We start from the raw sequence: 19,256 nt of genomic DNA, 5'->3' as shown, positions 1-19,256 counted from the left end.
AACTCTGTCTTGTGGCCGATTGTCGGACGGCGTCCGTCTGCCGGGAAATCCGCCGCGTGTTCCTTCATAGAAAGTCCGCCTGTGCTGGGAAAAATCCTCTTCCGCTATCTGTCCAGATATAAGTGGCTCCTCCTGGGTGTGCTGGTCTTCCAGCTCGCCAGCGCGGCAGCGACCCTCTACCTCCCGCGCCTCAACGCCGACATCATCGACAAGGGCGTGGCCCAGGGTGACACCGGCTACATCTGGAACACCGGGCTGTTCATGCTCGTGGTCTCGCTCGGGCAGATCATCGCCTCGGTCACGGCGACCTTCTTCGCCGCGCGCGCCGCGATGGGTGCCGGTCGCGACATCCGCGCCGACGTGTTCGGGAAGGTCAGCGGCTTCTCCGAGCGCGAGGTCTCGCAGTTCGGCGCCGGCTCTCTCATCACCCGCAACACGAACGACGTGCAGCAGGTGCAGATGCTGGCGATGATGGGCGCGACCATGCTCGTCACCGCGCCGCTGCTCGCGATCGGCGGCATCATCTTCGCGGTCCAGACCAACGTCGGACTCAGCTGGCTCATCGCGGTCTCGGTGCCGCTGCTGCTGCTCCTGGCCGCGCTCGTGATCGGGCGCATGGTGCCGCTTTTCCGCAGCTATCAGGGCAAGCTCGACAACGTGAACCGCATCATGCGCGAGCAGCTCACGGGCGTGCGCGTGGTGCGGGCGTTCGTGCGCGAGCGCATCGAAGAGGAGCGCTTCCGCGGAGCCAACACCGACATCATGGTCGTCGGCCGCAAGGTCGGCTCGTTGTTCGTGCTGCTGTTCCCGCTGTTCATGCTCATCCTCAACGTGACCGTCGTCGCCGTCATCTGGTTCGGCGGCATCGAGGTCAACAACGGCACCGTGCAGGTCGGCACGCTCTTCGCCTTCATGCAGTACATCGGTCAGATCATGGGCGGCGTCATCATGGCGAGCTTCATGGCGATCATGATCCCGCGCGCCGCTGTCTCCGCCGAGCGCATCGGCGAGGTGCTCGACTCCGAGTCCACCCTGGTGCGACCCGAGAACGGCGTGACCGAGTTCCCCGTGCCCGGCGCTCTGGCGCTGGACGATGTCGAGTTCACCTACCCCGGAGCGGACGCGCCGGTGCTGCGCGGCATCAGCTTCGCGGCAGACCCCGGCGAGACGATCGCGATCGTCGGATCCACCGGGTCGGGCAAGACGACCCTCGTCTCCCTCATCCCGCGTCTGTTCGACGTGTCCGGCGGTGCGGTCCGCGTCGGCGGCACCGACGTGCGGGAAGCCGATGTCGAGGCGCTCTGGGACAGCATCGGCCTGGTGCCGCAGCGCCCGTTCCTCTTCACCGGCACCGTGGCGTCGAACCTGCGCTACGGGCGGGAGGAAGCGACCGACGACGAACTCTGGCAGGCGCTCGAGATCGCCCAGGGCCGCGACTTCGTCGAGGAGATGCCCGACGGTCTCGACTCGCGCATCGCCCAGGGCGGAACCAACGTCTCCGGCGGGCAGCGCCAGCGCCTGGCGATCGCGCGCGCGATCGTGCACCAGCCGAAGATCCTCGTCTTCGACGACTCGTTCTCGGCTCTCGACCTCACCACCGATGCCCGCCTCAGACAAGCGCTCTGGCGCGAGCTTCCGCAGGTGACGAAGATCGTCGTGGCGCAGCGCGTCTCCACGATCACGGATGCCGACCGCATCGTGGTCCTCGACGGCGGCACCATGGTCGGCGTCGGAACCCACGAGGAACTGCTCCGGACGAGCGACACCTACCGGGAGATCGTCGAATCGCAGCTGGGGGTGGACGCATGAGCGACCAGAACACGCCGAGACGGCGCGGACGCGGCACCCCGGCGCCGGTCGTCGAGCCGGAGATGACGGCCGAGGAGAAGTACGAGGCCGAGCTCGCCGAGCAGGCGCGTCAGAACTCCGGCGACTGGGACAGCGTGGCGCCCGGCAAGGCCGACAACTTCGGTAAGAGCTTCGCGCGCATGATCGGGCTGCTGCGACCCTCCGCCGTCTGGTTCGTGTTCGTCTCCATCCTGGGGGCGCTGGGCGTCGTGCTGACGGTCGCCGCGCCTCGCGTGCTCGGCGAGGCGACGAACCTCATCTACAAGGGCTTCATCTCGATCCAGCTCGGGCAGTCGAACGGCGACTTCCCCGGATTCCCCGCCGGTACCTCGCAGGACGTCGTGGTCGACGCTCTGCGCGGTGCGGGTCAGGACGACTTCGCGAACCAGGTGGGTGCGCTGGGCGACTTCCAGGTCGGTCAGGGCGTCGACTTCGGCGCCCTGCGCTGGATCATCACCGCCGTGCTGGCGATCTACGTGGTGGCGGCCTTCCTGACCTGGATCCAGGGCTACGTCATCAACGTGATCATGGTGCGCACCATGTGGCGTCTGCGGGAGCAGGTCGAGGCGAAGATCAACCGCTTGCCGCTGTCGTACTTCGACAAGGTGCAGCGCGGTGAACTGATCTCGCGTGTCACGAACGACATCGACAACATCACGCAGACCATGCAGCAGTCGCTGTCCGGAGCCCTCACCTCGGTACTCACCGTCGTCGGCGTGCTGGTCATGATGTTCTCGATCTCGTGGCAGCTCGCGCTGGTCGCGCTGGTCACCCTTCCGCTGATGGCGGTGATCTTCGGGGTGATCGGTCCGCGGTCGCAGAAGGCCTTCGGCACCCAGTGGCGCAAGGTCGGCCGTCTGAACGCCCGCGTCGAGGAGGCCTTCTCGGGTCACGCCCTCGTGAAGGTGTTCGGCCGGGAGAAGGACGCACTCGAGAAGTTCCAGGTCGAGAACGAGGAGCTGTTCCAGGCGAGCTTCAAGGCGCAGTTCCTCTCCGGCATCATCATGCCGGCCATGATGTTCGTCGGCAGCCTGAGCTACGTGGGCATCGCGGTGCTCGGCGGGCTGATGGTCGCCGGCGGCCAGCTGCGGCTCGGCGACGTGCAGGCGTTCATCCAGTACTCGCAGCAGTTCACCCAGCCGTTGTCGGAGCTGGGCGGAATGGCCGCTGTGGTGCAGTCGGGCACGGCATCCGCGGAGCGCGTGTTCGAGCTGCTCGACGCCGAGGAGCAGGAGGCGGATGACTCCGATGCCCCCGCCCTCGCCGACGGCAAGGGTGTCATCGAGTTCGAGAACGTCGCGTTCTCGTACACGCCCGAGCGTCCGCTGATCAGAGATCTGTCGTTCCGGGTCGAACCGGGACAGACCGTCGCGATCGTCGGGCCCACCGGTGCCGGCAAGACGACGCTGGTCAACCTCATCATGCGCTTCTACGAGCTCAGCGGCGGCCGGATCCTGCTCGACGGACAGGACATCGCCGAGATCACGCGCGACGACCTGCGCTCGCGCACCGGCATGGTGCTGCAGGACCCCTGGCTCTTCGGGGGCAGCATTCGCGAGAACATCCGATACGGCCGCTCGTCGGCGACCGACGACGAAGTGCTCGCGGCAGCCCAGGCGACGTATGTCGACCGCTTCGTGCACGCCCTCCCCGAGGGCTACGACACGGTCCTCGACGAAGACGCCTCGAACGTGTCGGCGGGTGAACGGCAGCTCATCACGATCGCCCGTGCCTTCGTCGCGCAGCCGTCGATCCTCATCCTCGACGAGGCGACCTCGGCGGTCGACACCCGCACCGAGCTGCTGCTGCAGCACGCCATGGCCGCCCTGCGGCACGGGCGCACGTCGTTCGTGATCGCGCACCGTCTGTCGACCATCCGTGACGCCGACCTCATCCTCGTGATGGAGCACGGTGACATCGTGGAGAAGGGCACGCACGACGAGCTGATCACCGCGCAGGGTGCGTACTGGCGGTTGTACCAGTCGCAGTTCGAGCAGGCCGCGACCGACATCGATGCCGAAGACGAGCTCACGGGTTCCACGCCCGTGATCGCCAGCGGAGACACGGAGGATGCCACCGCGGATGCCCTCGTCGGGGTCTCCGCCGGGGTGCAGAATCCGGCTGCCGCAGCCGGGGCGGCGAAGGCTGTCGTCGAGAAGTCCGCCGGAGATGCGCCTGAGCCGCGGTCGTGACCGAGCCGCGGTCGTGACCGAGCCGGTCGACGCCCGACGCTGAATGATGCCCCCGCCCCGGTGCCCCGGAGCGGGGGCATCATTCGGGATCGGGGATGCCCGTCCGTCGGCCCGAGTGCCCGGCGGCTTCAGCGCCGGGGTGGCCCAGTGCCCGGTGGCTTCAGCGTTCGTCGGCTTCGATGCCGAACAGTTCGAGCGGGTGAGTCAGTCGCCACCACGGGCTGGGGCCGTCGATGTCCCGATCGAGTACGAGACCCGTCGTCGTCGTGTCGATGGGTCCGGACGTCGTGAGCGTGCCGACCGGGTCGTCCTCGTCCCGCGCCTCGCCGAGATCGAACGTCGGCGAGGCGGTGGCGGATGCTCCGGCCCAGAGCGTGACCTGCGCGTCGGCGTCGGAGACGACGTCGACGGTCTCGCCCCAGACGGTCTGCACCTGACCGACGACCGTCCCTTCGGGCACCGCCGGAGCCAGGGCCGACAGCGCGGTCTCGACCTCGGCGAACAGGGAGCGCGTCGCCGCGAGCCGCTGCTCGTCATCCGGCTGATCGAGCACGGCGGCGTACAGGTGCACGGTGGTCTCGCCGACGGTGATGTCCTTCGCGGTCAGCAGGTTCCACCCCACGAGGGTGCCGGTCTTGATGCCGACCACGCCCGGGTCGGCCAGCATGCCGTTCGTGTTCTCCACCGTGCCGGCCCCGGGCAGCGTGACCGAGGGGGTCCCCACGATCTCGGCGAACACCGGGTTCTTCATCGCGTACTCGCCGAGCGCGACCAGTGCCTCGGGCGTCGCGACGTTGCGCTCGTCGAAGCCCGAGGGAGACATGATCGTGACGCCCTCGAGTCCGCGTGCGCTCAAGTACTCCTCGGCAGCGCGCGCGAACTCCCGTTCGGACCCCCAGATGTCGGACACGAGTCGATCGATGTAGTTGTTCGCCGACCCGAGGAGCGTCCCCTGCAGCATCTGGTACTCCGTCAGCACCCCGCCGACGGGCACGTCGAGTGCCGACTGGTCTGCGCGGCGGTACGACCAATAGTCGAGGCTGTCCTGGAAGGTGAACGAGAACTCCGGGCCCTGCTCGCCGAGGGACAACGGCATCCGATCGAGCACCATCAGGCTGCTGACGACCTTGGTGATGCTGGCGATACTCATCGGCTCCGTCGTGGACGCGACGGTGCCCATGCCGGCGATGCCCACGCCCGCCGCGCCCTGCGCCGGCCAGGTCATGGTGGCCGCCGGTGCGGGGACGGTCGCGAACTCGACCGCGCTGACGGTCGGGCTGACCTCATGCAGCGGCCACAGCAGCGCCGTTCCGCAGTAGGAGGCGACGAGACCCGCGAGGATGCTGAGGGGGACCAGGATCGGCGGGCGCGCGATCACGGGGCGCAGCCGCGCCTCGCGCAGGAGCGGCACCGCGGCGTCTCGCTCGTCCACGCGGTCGAGTGAGGCGACCGGAGAGTGCGCGCCGACCGCGGCCACGTCGACCCACGTCAGCGCCGTGGCAGGCTCGTTCTCGTCGGCCCATTCGGCATCGGGCACAGTGAGGATGGCGGTCGGATCGGCCCATCGCAGGGTGGTCTCGGATGCGGACGCCACCGGCTCCGTGGGCGTGACCGGATCCGCGGTCTCCGGGGGCACGACCTCGGGATCGACGACCTCGTTCTCCGCGGTCTCGGACTCCGCCGCCTCGACGGCATCCGCCGGGGGCGCCTCGGGAGAGTCGGGAGCAGTCACTCGCCTAAGTTACCGAATCCCCCGCCCCGCCGCCGCCCACCGTCGTCGCGACACGCGCGGGCACGGGACTCGCTAGGATCGTCTGTACAACCACGGGAGTCCGGCGAGCCGGGCTGAGAGGGAGCGAATCGCGCTTCGACCGTCGAACCTGATCTGGGTCATGCCAGCGCAGGGAGGAGTTCCGATGAGTACATCCACGTCCACATCCCCCACGGACCCGGCGGTCTCCGCCACGCACCGGGGATTCGGCAATCCGCAGCTCTGGCGCTGGCGCGTCGTCGACATCGTCGTGGCCGCCGTGCTCGGCGTCGCGATCGGCCTGGTCTTCTGGGGGTGGAACACGATCGGCTACGCCTGGTTCGGTGCCGCCGACGCGCTGACCCCCGGACTCGGCGGCATCGCCGTCGGGATCTGGCTGCTCGGCGGCGTGGTGGGCGGGCTCGTGATCCGCAAGCCCGGTGCGGCACTGGTGGTCGAGCTCGTCGCCGCCATCGTGTCGATGCTGATCGGCAACGTCTGGGGGATCTCGACCGTCCTCTCCGGCATCGTGCAGGGGCTGGGCGCCGAGATCATCTTCGCGCTCTTCTTCTACCGTCGCTTCGGGATCGCGGTCGCCGCCCTCGCCGGCGTCGGCGCGGCCGTGGCCGCCTGGGTGTTCGAGCTGTTCTACGGCAGTTCGCCCAACATCCTGAAGTCGTTCGAGTTCAACACGATCTACCTGGTCAGCGTCGTCATCTCCGGGGCGATCCTCGCCGGCGTCGTCGGGTGGCTGCTCGTGCGCGCCCTCGCGGTGACGGGGGCGCTCAACCGCTTCGCCGTCGGGCGAGAGCACGTGCGCGAGGTCTGAGCGTGTCCGTCGCCGCCCCGGCCCGCGTGCAGGCTGCGGGCTGGGGCTGGCGGTACGCCGGACGGAAGCGCCCGGCGGTCGCCGACGTCACGTTCACGATCGAGCCGGGCGAGCGGGTCCTGCTGCTGGGTGCCTCGGGTGCCGGCAAGTCGACGCTCCTCGCGGGGCTGGCGGGCGTGCTCGGGGATGACGACGAGGGCGTCCGCTCGGGCTCGCTGCGCATCGACGGTGCGGCCCCCGAGTCGCGGCGCGGGCAGGTCGGCCTCGTGCTGCAGGATCCGGATGCCGGGATCGTGCTGTCGAAGGTCGGTGATGACGTCGCGTTCGGGTGCGAGAACCTCGGCGTCGCGGCATCCGAGATCCCCGGTCGCGTCGCCGAGGCCCTGGATGCGGTCGGCCTCGACGTCCCCCTGCAGCGCGCGACGAAGGCCCTCTCGGGTGGGCAGAAGCAGCGTCTCGTGCTCGCGGGGGTCCTGGCGATGCGACCAGGGCTGCTGCTGCTCGACGAGCCGACCGCGAACCTCGACCCGGAGGGGGTGCGCGAGGTGCGCGCGAGCGTCGAACGGGCCGTCGCGTCGACCGGCGCGACCCTGATCGTCGTCGAGCACCGCACTCCGATCTGGGTCGACCTCATGACGCGCGTGATCGTGCTCGCCGCCGACGGCGGACTCCTCGCCGACGGCGCCCCGGAGCGCGTGTTCGCCGAGCACGGCGACGCCCTCGCCGATGCCGGGGTGTGGGTTCCCGACCGCGAGATCGATCTGCCGGTGCTGGAGCAGGTGGCGGCATCCGACGTGCTCTCGGCCTCCGATCTCGCGATCGCGCGGGAACCCGGCGCGGCGGTGCAGACCGGGCTCACGCTGCACGTGCCCCGCGCGAACGCGACCGTCATCACCGGACCCAACGGCGCGGGCAAGTCGACGCTCGCGCTCACGCTGGCCGGACTCATCCCCGAGCACGCGGGCGAGGTGCAGGCGGCCCCCGAACTCGCGGGCCGCAAGGGCGTGCGCCCCATCCGCTGGTCTTCCCGCGAGCTGCTCACCCGCATCGGGATGGTCTTCCAGGATCCGGAGCATCAGTTCCTCACGCAGACGCTGCGCGACGAACTCGCCGTCGGCCCGCGGGCGCTCGGCTGGGCGCAGACGCGGACGGATGCCGTCGTCGACGAGCTCCTCGATCGCCTCGGCCTCACCGCGCTCGCGCTCGCCAACCCTTTCACGCTCTCGGGAGGGCAGAAGCGGCGGCTCTCGGTGGCGACCGTGCTGGCGGGCGCCCCCGAGGTGATCGTGCTCGACGAGCCGACGTTCGGGCAGGACCGCCGCGGGTGGATCTCGCTGGTCGCCCTGCTGCAGGAGGAGATCACACGCGGGCGATCGGTCGTCGCCGTCACGCATGACGACGCCGTGATCCGGCACCTCGGCGGGCACGCGATCGCGCTGGGAGGGACACCGTGACCACGACCGGGACCGCGCGGGCCGTGTGGCTCGACGGCGTGAACCCGGTGACGAAGCTCGTGCTGGCGGTGCTGCTCTCGGTGCCGCTGTTCGCCTCGATCGACGTCACGAGTGCCCTGGTCGCGATCGGGCTCCAGCTGCTGTGCCTCCCGCTCACGGGGCTGCGGCTGTCGACCGTGCTGAAGCGTCTGCTGCCGATCGTGATCTTCGCCCCGATCGCGGGCGTCAGCATGCTGCTCTACGCCGAGCCCGCGGGCCGGATCTACTGGAGCTTCGGTTTCGCGACGATCAGTGAGGACTCGATCACGCTCGCGATCGCGGTGAGCCTGCGCGTGATCGCGCTCGGCCTGCCGACGATCCTGCTCTTCGGCGGCACCGATCCGACCGAGCTCGCCGATGCGCTCTCGCAGGTCGCGAAGCTGCCCAGCCGGTTCGTGCTCGGCATCCTCGCGGGCACGCGGATGCTCGGCCTGTTCCTCGACGACTGGCGGACCATGAGCCTCGCGCGGCGTGCCCGGGGCGTGGGCGATCGGGGAGTGCTGCGGAGGTTCTTCTCGATGGCGTTCGTGCTGCTCGTCTTCGCGGTGCGCCGCGGTTCGAAGCTGGCCCTCGCGATGGAGGCGCGCGGCTTCGGCTCCGGCATCCCGCGCACCTGGTCGCGTCCGTCCCGGCTGCATCCGCGGGATGCGGTGGCGCTGCTCGGCGGTGTCGCGATCATGGCGCTCGCGCTCGCCGCGGCGAGCGCGGTGGGCACCTTCCGCTTCGTGTGGAGCTAGCTCGGGTCCTGCCGGAAGTAATACTCGTGATGCAGTGCGCAGCGCTCGTTGAACAGCGCCGTGCACCGGGGGCACGCCGTCACCACGAGGTACTCGGCGATCGTGAGCTCGTGTCCGCACGCGCCGCAGAGGATCGCCTCCCGATCGTGCTGATCCGTCGCCCACTGCTGTGCAGGATGCCCGGCCGACTCCTCGTGGCACAGGTGGCAGGGGTAGTACTCGCCGCAGCACGCGAAACGGATCGCGATGATGTCGGTCGGGCCGCGGTAGTGCGCGCACCGGGTCATGTCGTCGACGACCGCGCCGTGCACGGGAGGCCGCTCGGATGCCGAAGGGATGACCATGCCTCCATCCTGCTGCACGACTCCGGGCGAGGCGTGAGACGCGGAGTCGCGTTGGCTGGGACTGCGTCGCACGAGTAGTGTCGTAAGCACGGTCAGATCGTCGTTCGAAGGAGAACAGGATGCAGATCAGCGGGCAGGGCGCACTCATCACGGGCGGCGCCTCCGGGCTCGGACTCGCCACGGCTCGGCGGCTCGTCGCCGCCGGCGGGCACGTCACGATCATCGACCTCCCCTCCTCGCGCGGCGCCGAGCTCGCAGACGAGCTGGGCGGACTCTTCGTCCCCGCCGACGTCACCAGCGTCGACGAGGTGCACGCCGCCGTCGCCGCCGCGCAGGCCGCCGCCCCGCTGCGCGTCGTCGTCAACTGCGCCGGCATCGCGCCGCCCGCCAAGGTGCTCGACCGCGAGGGCCACCCCGCGCTCCTCGCCGATTTCGAGCGCGTGATCCGCATCAACCTGGTCGGTACGTTCAACGTGCTCTCCCAGGCCGCCGCCGTCATCGCGACCAACCCCCTTCCGCAGGCTCAGGGAGCGGATGCGGGGGACCGCGGCGTCATCGTGAACACCGCGAGCGTCGCCGCGTTCGACGGGCAGATCGGTCAGCCCGCGTACTCCGCGTCCAAGGGCGGCGTGCACGCGATGACCCTGCCGGTGGCGCGCGAGCTCGCCCGCCACGGCATCCGCGTCTGCACGATCGCCCCCGGCATCATGGAGACCCCGATGCTGATGGGCCTGCCGCAGGCCGCGCAGGACTCCCTGGGCCAGCAGGTGCCGCACCCCTCACGACTCGGACGCCCCGAGGAGTACGCCGCGCTCGTGGAGCACATCATCGAGAACGGCTACCTCAACGGCGAGACGATCCGCCTCGACGGCGCGATCCGCATGGCGCCGAAGTAACCGCACGCTTCCCACCTCGAAGGAGACCCCATGTCACTGGCAGGCAAGACCATCCTCATGTCGGGCGGCAGCCGCGGCATCGGCCTGGCGATCGCGCTGCGTGCGGCGGCCGATGGCGCGAACATCGCGATGCTCGCGAAGACCGACACCCCGCATCCCAAGCTCGAGGGCACGATCCACACCGCGGCGGACCAGATCCGCGCGGCCGGGGGGCAGGCGCTCCCGATCGTCGGCGACGTGCGCGACGACGACGACATCACCGAGGCCGTGATGAAGACGCAGGGCGAGTTCGGCGGCATCGACATCGTGATCAACAACGCCAGCGTGATCGACCTCTCGCGGTCGCTCGAGCTCGGCGCCAAGAAGTACGACCTGATGCAGGACGTCAACGTGCGCGGCACGTTCATGCTCTCCCGTGCCGCGGTGCCGATCCTGAAGGACGCCGAGAACCCGCACATCCTCTCGCTCTCGCCTCCGCTCAACCCCTCGCCGAAGTGGCTCGGTGCGCACACCGGCTACACGCTCGCGAAGTTCGGGATGACGATGGTCACGCTCGGCCTCGCGGCGGAGTTCGCGCGCGACGGCATCGCGGCGAACACGCTCTGGCCCCGCACCACGATCGCGACCGCCGCGGTGCAGAATCTCCTCGGCGGCGACAAGGTCATGGCCGCGAGCCGCACGCCCGACATCTACGCGGATGCCGCCTACGCGGTGCTGTGCAAGCCGGCCGCGTCGTACACCGGGCAGACGCTGATCGTCGAGGACGTGCTCGAGGCCGACGGTGTGACCGACTTCTCCGGCTACGCGGCGATCCCCGGCACCCCGGACGAGCGCCTCTTCCCGGACATCTTCCTGGACTGAACGCGGCCCCGCCGACGCGGGGGCCGTCAGAACAGCAGGTAGACGGCGCCCGCGATCGTGAGGCCGATCACGATGCGGTCGAACAGGCGCTGGTCCATGCGGCGGGCCAGACGGATACCGGCGAGCGCGCCGATCACGACGAGCGGTGCGAGCGCGGCATCCATCAGCAGCACCGGCCCGTCGAAGAGTCCGAGTCCGGCCAGGAACGGCACCTTGATCACGTTGATGATCGCGAAGAACCACGCCGAGGTGCCCAGGAACACCTGCACCGGGGTGCGCGTCGCGAGGAAGTACATCGACAGCACGGGCCCGCCGGCGTTGGCGACCATCGTGGTGAATCCGCCGAGCGTGCCGTACGCCCCGGCGAGCAGGATGCCGCCGGGCGGGAGAGCGGCGGCATCCGCTCGGTTCTGCCGCCATCGGCGCCACAGGGTGACGGCGATCATCAGCAGCAGGATCACGCCGATCGCGCGGCGGACGATCCCGTCGCCGGCGAGCGCGAGGAAGGCGAACCCCGCGAGCAGCCCCGCGATCACGGCCGGTGCCAGGCGCAGCAGCGTCGGCCAGTGCGCGTGGCGCCGGTAGGCGATCAGCGCGAACACGTCGCCGACCATCAGCAGCAGGAGCATCGCGGCGGTCGAGGTGCGCGCGGGCAGCACCGCGGCGAACAGCGCGATCGCCAGGATGCTGCCGCCGGGCAGCGCGGTCTTGGAGATGCCGATCGTGACCGCGGCGAGGGCGAGCGCCGCCCACGCCCAGGGATCGAGCGCGATCACCGGAGCGGGGTCGAGGGCATCATGCGCGGGAAGGAGGCGGTCGTCAGGCGCGGACGGCTGCGAGCGCGGAGGCGAACCGGGTGGCGCGCTGCGCGATGTCGGTCCAGTCGGATGCCGCGATCGACGCGCCGTTCGCGAGATCTCCGCCCGCCCCGACCGCGACGGCGCCGGCCGCGAACCAGGCCGCGAGGTTGTCGGGGCTCACGCCGCCGGTGGGCATGAGCGGGGCGGTGGGGAACGGGCCGCGCAGGGCGCCCAGGTACGACGGGCCGCCGAGGGATGCCGGGAAGATCTTGACCACGTCGACGCCGAGCGCGAGCGCGCCCATGACCTCGGTCGGGGTCATCGCGCCCGTCATCACGACGCGGCCCGTGTCGAGCATGGTGCGTGTGAGGTCGGGGAGAGTTCCGGGGCTCACCAGGAACTCGGCGCCGGCGTCGGCGGCATCCGCTGCCTGCACGGCCGTGGTCACCGTGCCCGCGCCGATGTAGGCAGCGTCGCCGTGGCGGGCGATGAGCTCGCGGATCACGGCCGGGGCGTCGGGCGTGGAGAAGGTGACCTCGATGCCGGTGACGCCGCCGCGGATGATCGCCTCGGAGGCCTCGAGGGCGAGTTCGGGCGACGGGGCCCGCAGCACGGCGAGGATTCCGGTCGTGCGGGCGCGGTCGAGACGGTCAGACATGGAGCTCCTTGATCGGTGGTCTGTTCCATTCTCCCGGACCGCCACCTGTAATGACAAGTTGCTCAGCGCGCCGAGCGCGGGTTCCAGGCCTCGATGAGCATCTTCGACTCCTTCAGGCCGAGCCCGGTGTGCTGGCGGAGGGCCTTGATCGCGGCGATCTGCTGGTCGGAGGCGACGAGCCGATCGATGTCGACCGCGATGTTCACCGGCAACGCGGCGCGGACCGAGGCGGGCGTCGCGGCGGACGGGGTGATCGACGAGGAGGCGGCCGTCGCATTCGACACCGCGGCGAGATGCGGAGCCGTCGTGCTGACCGACCAGTGATCGATGCGGTCCTTCGCCTCCTGGAGTCTGACGCCCGTGTGCTGCCGGAGCAGCTTGATCGCGTGGATCTTCTGGCCGCCGGCGACGAGTCGATCGATCTCGGCGATGGCTGCGGGAGTGAGGGCGGATGCCGAGGGGGTGGCCGACGTGGCGGTGCCCGATCGCGGCATCGTCGGGCTCGGCGTGTAGGCCTGCGGCTCCGGCTCCTTCGGGCGCATGCCGCGGAAGGCGGCGCGGAGGATCATCACCACGATGATCAGACCGATGACGATGCCGATGATCACGATGAGGGGGTCCATGGGGTCAGTCTAGGGAGCGGGTGGGCCGTGCCCCAGGGCCTTCCCATCCGTCACCGCGTACCCTGGGAGGTATGACTGAGTCCTCTCCCATCCGTTCCACGGGTCCCGCCAAGCCGCAGGTGCGCCCGGCGACGGAGGGGTGGACCCAGAAGAAGGACGCCGAAGGGCGCCCGCTCCTCCAGTTCGCCAGCCCGAAGCGCGGCAAGCCGCCCGTGCATCTCGCCGACCTGACCCCGGCCGAGCGCACCGAGAAGGTGAAGGAGCTCGGGCTGCCCGGCTTCCGCGCCAAGCAGCTCTCGACGCACTATTTCCGGCACTACACGTCCGACCCCGAGCTGATGACCGACCTTCCGGCCGACACCCGGGAGCAGCTCGTCGCCGGCATGCTGCCACCGCTGCTCACCGAGGTGCGCCGGCTCGAGACCGACCGCGGCGACACCGTCAAGTTCCTCTGGCGACTGCACGACGGCGCTCTGGTCGAGTCGGTGCTCATGCGCTACCCCGGCCGCATCACGCTGTGCGTGTCGAGCCAGGCCGGCTGCGGCATGAACTGCCCCTTCTGCGCGACCGGCCAGGCCGGGCTCACGCGCAACATGTCGACCGCCGAGATCATCGAGCAGATCGTGCGGGCGAACCGCCTGATCGCCGAGGGTGGCCTCGGCGGCAAGAAGTCCGACGACCACAGCATGGAGCGCGTGTCGAACATCGTCTTCATGGGGATGGGCGAACCGCTCGCCAACTACAAGCGCGTGATGGACGCCGTCCGCATCATGGTGGGCCCGCAGCCCGACGGCCTCGGCATGAGCGCACGCGGCATCACGATCTCGACGGTCGGTCTCGTCCCCGCGATCAAGAAGCTCTCCGACGAGGGCATCCCCGTCACGTTCGCGCTCTCGCTGCATGCCCCCGATGACCAGCTGCGTGACGAGCTCATCCCGGTGAACTCGAAGTGGAAGGTCGACGAGGCGCTCGACGCCGCCCGCGAGTACTACGAGAAGACCGGACGCCGCGTCTCGATCGAGTACGCGCTGATCAAGGACATGAACGACCACGCCTGGCGGGCCGATCTGCTCGCCGACAAGCTCAACGAGCGCGGCCGCGGCTGGGTGCACGTCAATCCGATCCCGCTGAACCCGACTCCCGGCTCGATCTGGACCGCCTCGACCCGCGAGGCGCAGAACGAGTTCGTGCGACGGCTCAACGACGCCGGCATCCCGACGACCCTCCGCGACACCCGCGGCAAGGAGATCGACGGCGCCTGCGGTCAGCTCGTCGCCACGACCGAGGACGAGGCCGCCTCCGCCGCGATGGCCTGAGTCGGTCCGGCGCGGTACCGGCGCCCGGCGCGGTGCCAGGTCATCGAAGCACCGGAAGGACCCCTTTCGGCTGCGTTTCCGACCCCGCACGGGGCGGGCGGATCGAGTGCGCGCGGGTGGAGCGCGCGTCGCCGGCACCGAGCCGCTCGACGCGGTCGAGCCACCGGGCGATGCGTGCCTCATCGGCATTTTTCACGCCCAGCAGGCGATGCGTGCGGACCGAGCGGACGCCGCACAGCCTCAGGGTGTTTCGCGCGACCTGCGTCTGCGCGGGGAGCCCGGTGAACGGGACGGCGAACCAGGGCGTGTCCGCGAGCAGCAGCAGGCGTCCACGGCGGGCAGACAGCAGCCCCTGGGGGAGACCGAGGGCGGTGTAGCGGTACTCCTGCTGCGGCATAAGGGCTCGGTCGAAGAAGCCCTTCAGCAGCGCGGGGACCGAGCCCCACCACACCGGGGCGGCGACGACCACGGTGTCGGCCGCGTGGAGAGCGGCCTTGGCATCGGCGAGGTCGGGTTCGAGCGGCATCCGCTCCCGATAGCCGAAACGCAGATGCGGATCGAAGTCGAGGTCGCGCAGGGCGAGCACGCGGGCGTCGCCGTGCCCCGCGGCATAGCGCTGGGCGAGCGCGGCGGTCAGAGAGCGGGAGTCGGGGTGGCCGTCGATCACGAGAGCGGACATGCGCGGTTCCTATCTGGACAGTGTCAAGCTGGTGGACAGTGTCAAGATAGGAGACAATGTTGCTCATGTCAAGTTCGAAGGACGGCTACCACCACGGCAACCTGGCCCGCGCGCTCGAGGACGCCGCGATGCAGCTGCTGGAGCGGATGCCGGCGGCGGACATCAGCCTCCGTGAGGTCGCGCGCACCGCGGACGTGAGCCACAACGCGCCGTACCACCACTTCGCCGATCGCCGGGGCCTGCTCAAGGTGCTCGCGGAGCGCAGTATGGGGGAGCTTCTCACGGCGGTGCGGGCAGCCGTGGCGGATGCCGGGACTCCCCGCGACCAGGTCGTCGAGGGAGGTTTCGCGTACATCCGCTTCGCGGTCGAGCATCCGCACGCCTTCGACGCGGTCTACGACCCCACCGTGTGCGTACCCGGTTCGCCGACCGCGACCATGGCGCCCCTGATCGACGGGCTCGAGCAGGTGCTGGCCGAGGCCGCGGTCGCGGCCGGTCTCGACCGTCCGGCCGACGTCGTGGCGCTGTGGGGACTCATCCACGGGCTGGGCACACTCGCCGCCGCCGGACACTTCGCGCTCGACGAGGCCTTCGCCGCGCACCGGGCGACCGTGGACCGGTTGCTCGCCTGATCCCGGATCCGCACCGGGCGCCGGGAACCGCATCCTGGGAGCCGCTCGCAGGGGTCTTGCAACGGACGCACAGGGATCCTTCCCTACATTGGTCTGATGCCCTACTCCGCCCACCGACCGGGTCGCTTCGACTCGCAGGGTCGGATCATCATCGACGGCGACCCGAACGCCGACACCGATGACCTCGACTTCCTGCGCGAATACGAACCCACCGGCGCCGATGACACGGCCCGCGAGACCCCCGTGTCCGAGCCGTCCGACGCGACCCCGACGGCCGAGGCCGACACCGATGCCGCACCCGTGAAGCCGCGTCGGACCCCCCGCGCGCCGCGTCCGCCCCGCACACCCCGTGCCCCGCGTACCCGCGGATCCCGCGCTCGGACGCTCGCGATCCTCGGCGGAGCGGAGGGCGAGATCCTCGATCGCGTCCCGAACGAGACCCCGCGCTTCGTGCAGATGTTCTTCGTGCTCGCCGGCACGGCGCTCGTCTCGGCGATCTCGATGCTGTTCGCCCTGACCACCGGCGTGCAGGCGGCCGTCTGGCTCGCCGTGCCGCTCGCCCTCGTGTGGGCGCTCATCATCTTCAACCTCGACCGGTTCCTCACCTCGACCATGTCGTCGACCAAGAACGTCTGGCGTCTGATCGGCCTCGCGATCCCCCGGGTGATCATGGCGGCGATCATCGGCTTCGTGGTCGCCGAGCCGCTCGTGCTGCAGATCTTCCACAACGACATCGCGCGAGAGGTCGCCTCGACCAACATCTCGCAGTCGCAGTCCGACCAGGAGGCCCTCGAGACCGGACCGGAGAAGATCGCGCTGGATGCGGCATCCGCCCGCGTCGCGGAGCTCGAGAACCAGGCCGCCACCGGCATCGTCGCGGGTACCGACTCCTCGTCGGCGACCGAGGCGGCTGCGCAGGCGGCGGTCGACGACCTCACCGCGAAGATGACCGCCCAGCAGGCCGTGATCGATCAGGCCCGCACCCTCTACCAGTGCGAGCTCACCGGTGAGGGCGCCGGCACCGTGCCCGGCTGCACGGGTGTCAACGGCGAGGGCGCCAGCTCGGATGCCGCTCAGGCCCAGCTCGCCGAAGCGCAGCAGACCTACGACGCCCTGGGCGCGCAGCTGCGCACCGCGAACGAGGAGCTCGCCGCCGCCGGCACCGCCGCGAAGGAGAACACCTCGACCTCGGAGGCGCAGAACCGCGAGCAGGCGCAGTCGCAGCTCGCCGGGGCGCGCGACACCTACGACCAGGCGCTCGCCGCCTACAACGCGCGTGCGGATGCCGTGGCGCAGGGCAACGCGGGAGCGGTCGGTCTGCTCAGCCAGATCAGCGGATTGAACCGACTGAGCGAGAAGGAGCCGACGATCCTGTGGGCGCACATCCTGATCGCGGCGCTGTTCTTCATGATCGAGCTGCTGCCGGTGCTGGTGAAGGTGCTCACGAGCTACGGCGACCCGAGCCTGTACGAGAAGGCCGCCGCGATCCGCAAGCAGGTCGACCTCGACCGTGTGACCGCCGAGGGTTTCCGCGATCGAGCGGCCATCGTGACCGCGCAATCGCAGGGGATGCAGGCGGATGCCGGCTCCGGGGAACCGCAGACGCGGGCGGAGCGCCGTGAGGCGGCCGAGGCGCAGGAACGTGATCTCGCCGAGAAGCGCGCCCAGGCCCAGACGCTGGAGGAGCAGGAGCAGCTGGTCCGGTCGAGCGCCGGCTGAGGCGCGGCGGCCGCGGAGTCAGCCCGCGAGGTGCGAGTGCTCCGGCAGGTCGAGGTCGAGCTCGCGGATGCGGATGCGGCGGAGCACCGGGGTGCGGCGCACGGTGTGCGCGATCGAACGGATCACCGCGACCGGGGAGGGGCGGCCCGCCCACGGAACGCCGGTGAGAGCCGCGTCGATGACCATCAGCGGAGCCCCGAGCGCGGCGTCGTGCGGACGTGCGTCATCGCTGAGCCACGTGAGAAGGTCGGCAATGGTCCAATCGAGGTCGATTGGCCCAAGATCAAGCGAGATTCTGGCGATGAGGGTGTCCATTGGTCCAGAATCGGGTCATATGAGCATCGATCACAGGGCCAATAGTGCGCCGGTGGACCACCGATCGGCCACGGACGCGGCGGGCGCAAATGGGGCTGCGGTGAGCCGCACAGCTGTGGATGCCGGCGCTCTCCTGGTGCGCGGCGGTGAGGTCTCCTCCGCGGGGCTGGCGTCTCGGCTGGGCCGCTGGACGCACGGCGACGGCACGCTCGCGGCACGGCTGTCGCGGGGCATCGCCGCCCTCATCGCGGGCGGGGAGCTGCGTCCGGGAGACCGACTACCGGCAGAACGCGCCTTGGCCGCCGCCGGTTCCGTCTCGCGGGGGACGGTCGTCGCGGCCTACGCCGACCTCGCCGAGCACGGACTCGTCGAGCGACGCCAGGGGAGCGGAACGCGGGTCTCCGGGGCGCCGGCACCCGCGGTCTCGGCATCGCGTCCGGGGCGGGGCGAGGCGCTGTTCTCGTCCCTGCCCAATGCGATCGACCTCCTGCGTGCCGTGCCCGGGATCTCCGCGCTCGCGGAGCAGCTGATCCGCGACCATCAGCCTCGGCTCGATCTCGCCCTTCTCCCCGAGACCGACCCGGCGGGACTCCCGGTGCTGCGCGAACTGATCGCCGAGATGTACCGCGCGGAGGGCACGCCGACCACACCCGAGCAGATCCTCGTGACGCACGGGGCGCAGCAGGCGATCAGCCTCGTGGTGAACGCCCTCGTCGGCCCGGGCGACGTCGTGCTGGCGGAGGAGGTCACCTGGCCCGGGGTGACCGACTCGGTCGGGCTGCGGGGCGGCACCGTCCACAGCATCCCGATGGGGCCGGACGGACTCGACGTGGATGCCCTCGAGGTCGCGATCGCTCGGCTGCGCCCGGTGCTGATCGCGGTCAATCCCCATCATCAGAACCCGACCGGCACGCGGCTGCCGGCCGCGGGGCGTCATCGCCTGGCGGTGCTGGCGGCGCAGTACGGCGTACCCGTGATCGAGGACCGGGTGCTCGCCGGCATCGCCTTCGACGGCATCACGCCGCCGACCCTCGCCGCGGAGCGACCGGATGCCCCGGTGATCGTGGTCGAGTCCGTGTCGAAGTGGGCATGGGCGGGACTGCGGATCGGGTGGCTGCGGGCGGACCCCGTGCTGGTGCGGCGTCTGCGCGGGGCGCGGCAGCTCGCCGACCAGTCCACGAGTGTGCCGGGGCAGCTGATCGCCCTCGATCTGATCGCCCGGGCCACCGACCTGCGCCGGGAGAACAGTCGCATCCACGAGAAGCGGCTCCGCCTGCTCGAGGACCTGATGGCCGAGCATCTGCCCGACTGGTCCGTCGTCCCGCCCCGCGGCGGCCTCTCCCTGTGGGGTGCGCTGCCGACGGGATCCGCCGCCGCGCTCGCCCGGGTCGCCGCCGCGCACGGCGTCTCGATCGCGGGGAGCGCCGCGTTCACGGCATCCGTGTCGTCCGACGACCACATCCGCATCCCGTTCACGGCGCCCGACGACGTGCTCGCGGAGGGTGTCCGACGCCTCGGGGCGGCCTGGCGCGAGTATCGGGAGACTCTCGGGGCCGCTTCCTAG

General features: G+C 70.4%; 18 protein-coding genes and 1 riboswitch. Of the genes, 11 read left to right on the top strand and 7 right to left on the bottom strand.

Translation table 11 applies throughout. The features are described from left to right. Positions 1 to 81: 81 nt before the first annotated feature. Together ACWA14_RS14385 and ACWA14_RS14380 are read left to right on the top strand one after the other, a co-directional pair. Positions 82 to 1,809, top strand: coding sequence for an ABC transporter ATP-binding protein (locus ACWA14_RS14385; RefSeq protein WP_463794810.1), 1,728 nt, complete (start codon positions 82 to 84; stop codon positions 1,807 to 1,809). Next, positions 1,806 to 4,040, top strand: a complete 2,235-nt coding sequence (locus ACWA14_RS14380) for an ABC transporter ATP-binding protein (protein ID WP_463794808.1) — start codon at positions 1,806 to 1,808, stop codon at positions 4,038 to 4,040. The genes ACWA14_RS14385 and ACWA14_RS14380 overlap by 4 nt, the downstream gene beginning before the upstream one ends. A gap of 160 nt (positions 4,041 to 4,200) precedes the next feature. On the opposite strand, the gene ACWA14_RS14375 is transcribed toward ACWA14_RS14380, so the two are convergent. Continuing rightward, complete coding sequence (locus ACWA14_RS14375; RefSeq protein WP_463794806.1) at positions 4,201 to 5,772, bottom strand: D-alanyl-D-alanine carboxypeptidase family protein; 1,572 nt, start codon at positions 5,770 to 5,772, stop codon at positions 4,201 to 4,203. Positions 5,773 to 5,854: 82 nt separating this feature from the next. Continuing rightward, positions 5,855 to 5,966, top strand: a riboswitch (TPP riboswitch). On the opposite strand from ACWA14_RS14375, the gene ACWA14_RS14370 reads away from it, so the two are divergent. The 3 genes from ACWA14_RS14370 to ACWA14_RS14360 all read left to right on the top strand — a co-directional run bounded on the left by ACWA14_RS14370 (position 5,957) and on the right by ACWA14_RS14360 (position 8,849). Beyond that, positions 5,957 to 6,619, top strand: coding sequence for an ECF transporter S component (locus ACWA14_RS14370; RefSeq protein ID WP_463794805.1), 663 nt, complete (start codon positions 5,957 to 5,959; stop codon positions 6,617 to 6,619). It overlaps the preceding riboswitch by 10 nt. Next, complete coding sequence (locus ACWA14_RS14365) at positions 6,616 to 8,073, top strand: ABC transporter ATP-binding protein (protein ID WP_463797450.1); 1,458 nt, start codon at positions 6,616 to 6,618, stop codon at positions 8,071 to 8,073. Before ACWA14_RS14370 ends, ACWA14_RS14365 begins: the two co-directional genes overlap by 4 nt. After that, positions 8,070 to 8,849, top strand: a complete 780-nt coding sequence (locus ACWA14_RS14360; RefSeq protein ID WP_463794803.1) for an energy-coupling factor transporter transmembrane component T family protein — start codon at positions 8,070 to 8,072, stop codon at positions 8,847 to 8,849. Before ACWA14_RS14365 ends, ACWA14_RS14360 begins: the two co-directional genes overlap by 4 nt. Here the strand turns inward: ACWA14_RS14360 and ACWA14_RS14355 are convergent. Further along, positions 8,846 to 9,193 carry a CHY zinc finger protein gene (locus ACWA14_RS14355; protein WP_463794800.1) on the bottom strand — a complete coding sequence of 116 codons (348 nt, stop codon included), beginning with the start codon at positions 9,191 to 9,193 and terminating at the stop codon, positions 8,846 to 8,848. The two genes, ACWA14_RS14360 and ACWA14_RS14355, sit on opposite strands and share 4 nt — an antisense overlap. A 119-nt stretch (positions 9,194 to 9,312) precedes the next feature. Between ACWA14_RS14355 and ACWA14_RS14350 the strand changes: the two genes are divergently transcribed. Next, positions 9,313 to 10,089, top strand: a complete 777-nt coding sequence (locus ACWA14_RS14350) for an SDR family NAD(P)-dependent oxidoreductase (RefSeq protein WP_463794798.1) — start codon at positions 9,313 to 9,315, stop codon at positions 10,087 to 10,089. A 30-nt stretch (positions 10,090 to 10,119) separates the two neighbouring features. Then, positions 10,120 to 10,950, top strand: coding sequence for an SDR family oxidoreductase (locus ACWA14_RS14345; protein WP_463794796.1), 831 nt, complete (start codon positions 10,120 to 10,122; stop codon positions 10,948 to 10,950). 26 nt (positions 10,951 to 10,976) lie between these two features. Here ACWA14_RS14345 and ACWA14_RS14340 read toward each other — a convergent pair whose 3' ends face one another. The 3 genes from ACWA14_RS14340 to ACWA14_RS14330 all read right to left on the bottom strand — a co-directional run bounded on the left by ACWA14_RS14340 (position 10,977) and on the right by ACWA14_RS14330 (position 13,031). Further along, entirely contained in the window at positions 10,977 to 11,726 is a 750-nt protein-coding gene (locus ACWA14_RS14340; RefSeq protein WP_463794794.1) for a sulfite exporter TauE/SafE family protein, read from the bottom strand. A gap of 43 nt (positions 11,727 to 11,769) precedes the next feature. Further along, entirely contained in the window at positions 11,770 to 12,408 is a 639-nt protein-coding gene (locus tag ACWA14_RS14335; RefSeq protein ID WP_463794791.1) for a bifunctional 4-hydroxy-2-oxoglutarate aldolase/2-dehydro-3-deoxy-phosphogluconate aldolase, read from the bottom strand. Between the two features lie 62 nt (positions 12,409 to 12,470). Further along, a complete protein-coding gene (locus ACWA14_RS14330; protein WP_463794789.1) occupies positions 12,471 to 13,031 on the bottom strand; it encodes a hypothetical protein in 561 nt (186 codons plus the stop codon). A 71-nt stretch (positions 13,032 to 13,102) separates the two neighbouring features. On the opposite strand from ACWA14_RS14330, the gene rlmN reads away from it, so the two are divergent. Next, complete coding sequence (gene rlmN / locus ACWA14_RS14325; RefSeq protein ID WP_463794788.1) at positions 13,103 to 14,347, top strand: dual-specificity RNA methyltransferase RlmN; 1,245 nt, start codon at positions 13,103 to 13,105, stop codon at positions 14,345 to 14,347. A gap of 40 nt (positions 14,348 to 14,387) precedes the next feature. On the opposite strand, the gene ACWA14_RS14320 is transcribed toward rlmN, so the two are convergent. After that, positions 14,388 to 15,026: an NAD(P)H-dependent oxidoreductase gene (locus tag ACWA14_RS14320; protein ID WP_463794786.1), complete on the bottom strand. Its 639-nt coding sequence runs from the start codon at positions 15,024 to 15,026 to the stop codon at positions 14,388 to 14,390. A gap of 65 nt (positions 15,027 to 15,091) precedes the next feature. Here ACWA14_RS14320 and ACWA14_RS14315 point away from each other — a divergent pair, with 65 nt between their 5' ends. After that, a complete protein-coding gene (locus tag ACWA14_RS14315) occupies positions 15,092 to 15,658 on the top strand; it encodes a TetR/AcrR family transcriptional regulator (RefSeq protein WP_463794784.1) in 567 nt (188 codons plus the stop codon). 96 nt (positions 15,659 to 15,754) lie between these two features. After that, positions 15,755 to 17,377 (top strand): DUF4407 domain-containing protein, encoded by a 1,623-nt coding sequence (locus tag ACWA14_RS14310; RefSeq protein WP_463794782.1) that lies wholly within the window; start codon positions 15,755 to 15,757, stop codon positions 17,375 to 17,377. Positions 17,378 to 17,395: 18 nt separating this feature from the next. On the opposite strand, the gene ACWA14_RS14305 is transcribed toward ACWA14_RS14310, so the two are convergent. After that, a complete protein-coding gene (locus tag ACWA14_RS14305) occupies positions 17,396 to 17,692 on the bottom strand; it encodes a hypothetical protein (protein ID WP_463794780.1) in 297 nt (98 codons plus the stop codon). A gap of 100 nt (positions 17,693 to 17,792) precedes the next feature. On the opposite strand from ACWA14_RS14305, the gene ACWA14_RS14300 reads away from it, so the two are divergent. Next, positions 17,793 to 19,256, top strand: a complete 1,464-nt coding sequence (locus ACWA14_RS14300; protein ID WP_463794778.1) for an aminotransferase-like domain-containing protein — start codon at positions 17,793 to 17,795, stop codon at positions 19,254 to 19,256.

Source organism: Microbacterium sp. TW_SC_2 (genome assembly GCF_055361165.1).
This window is presented reverse-complemented; position numbering and strand designations above follow the sequence as displayed.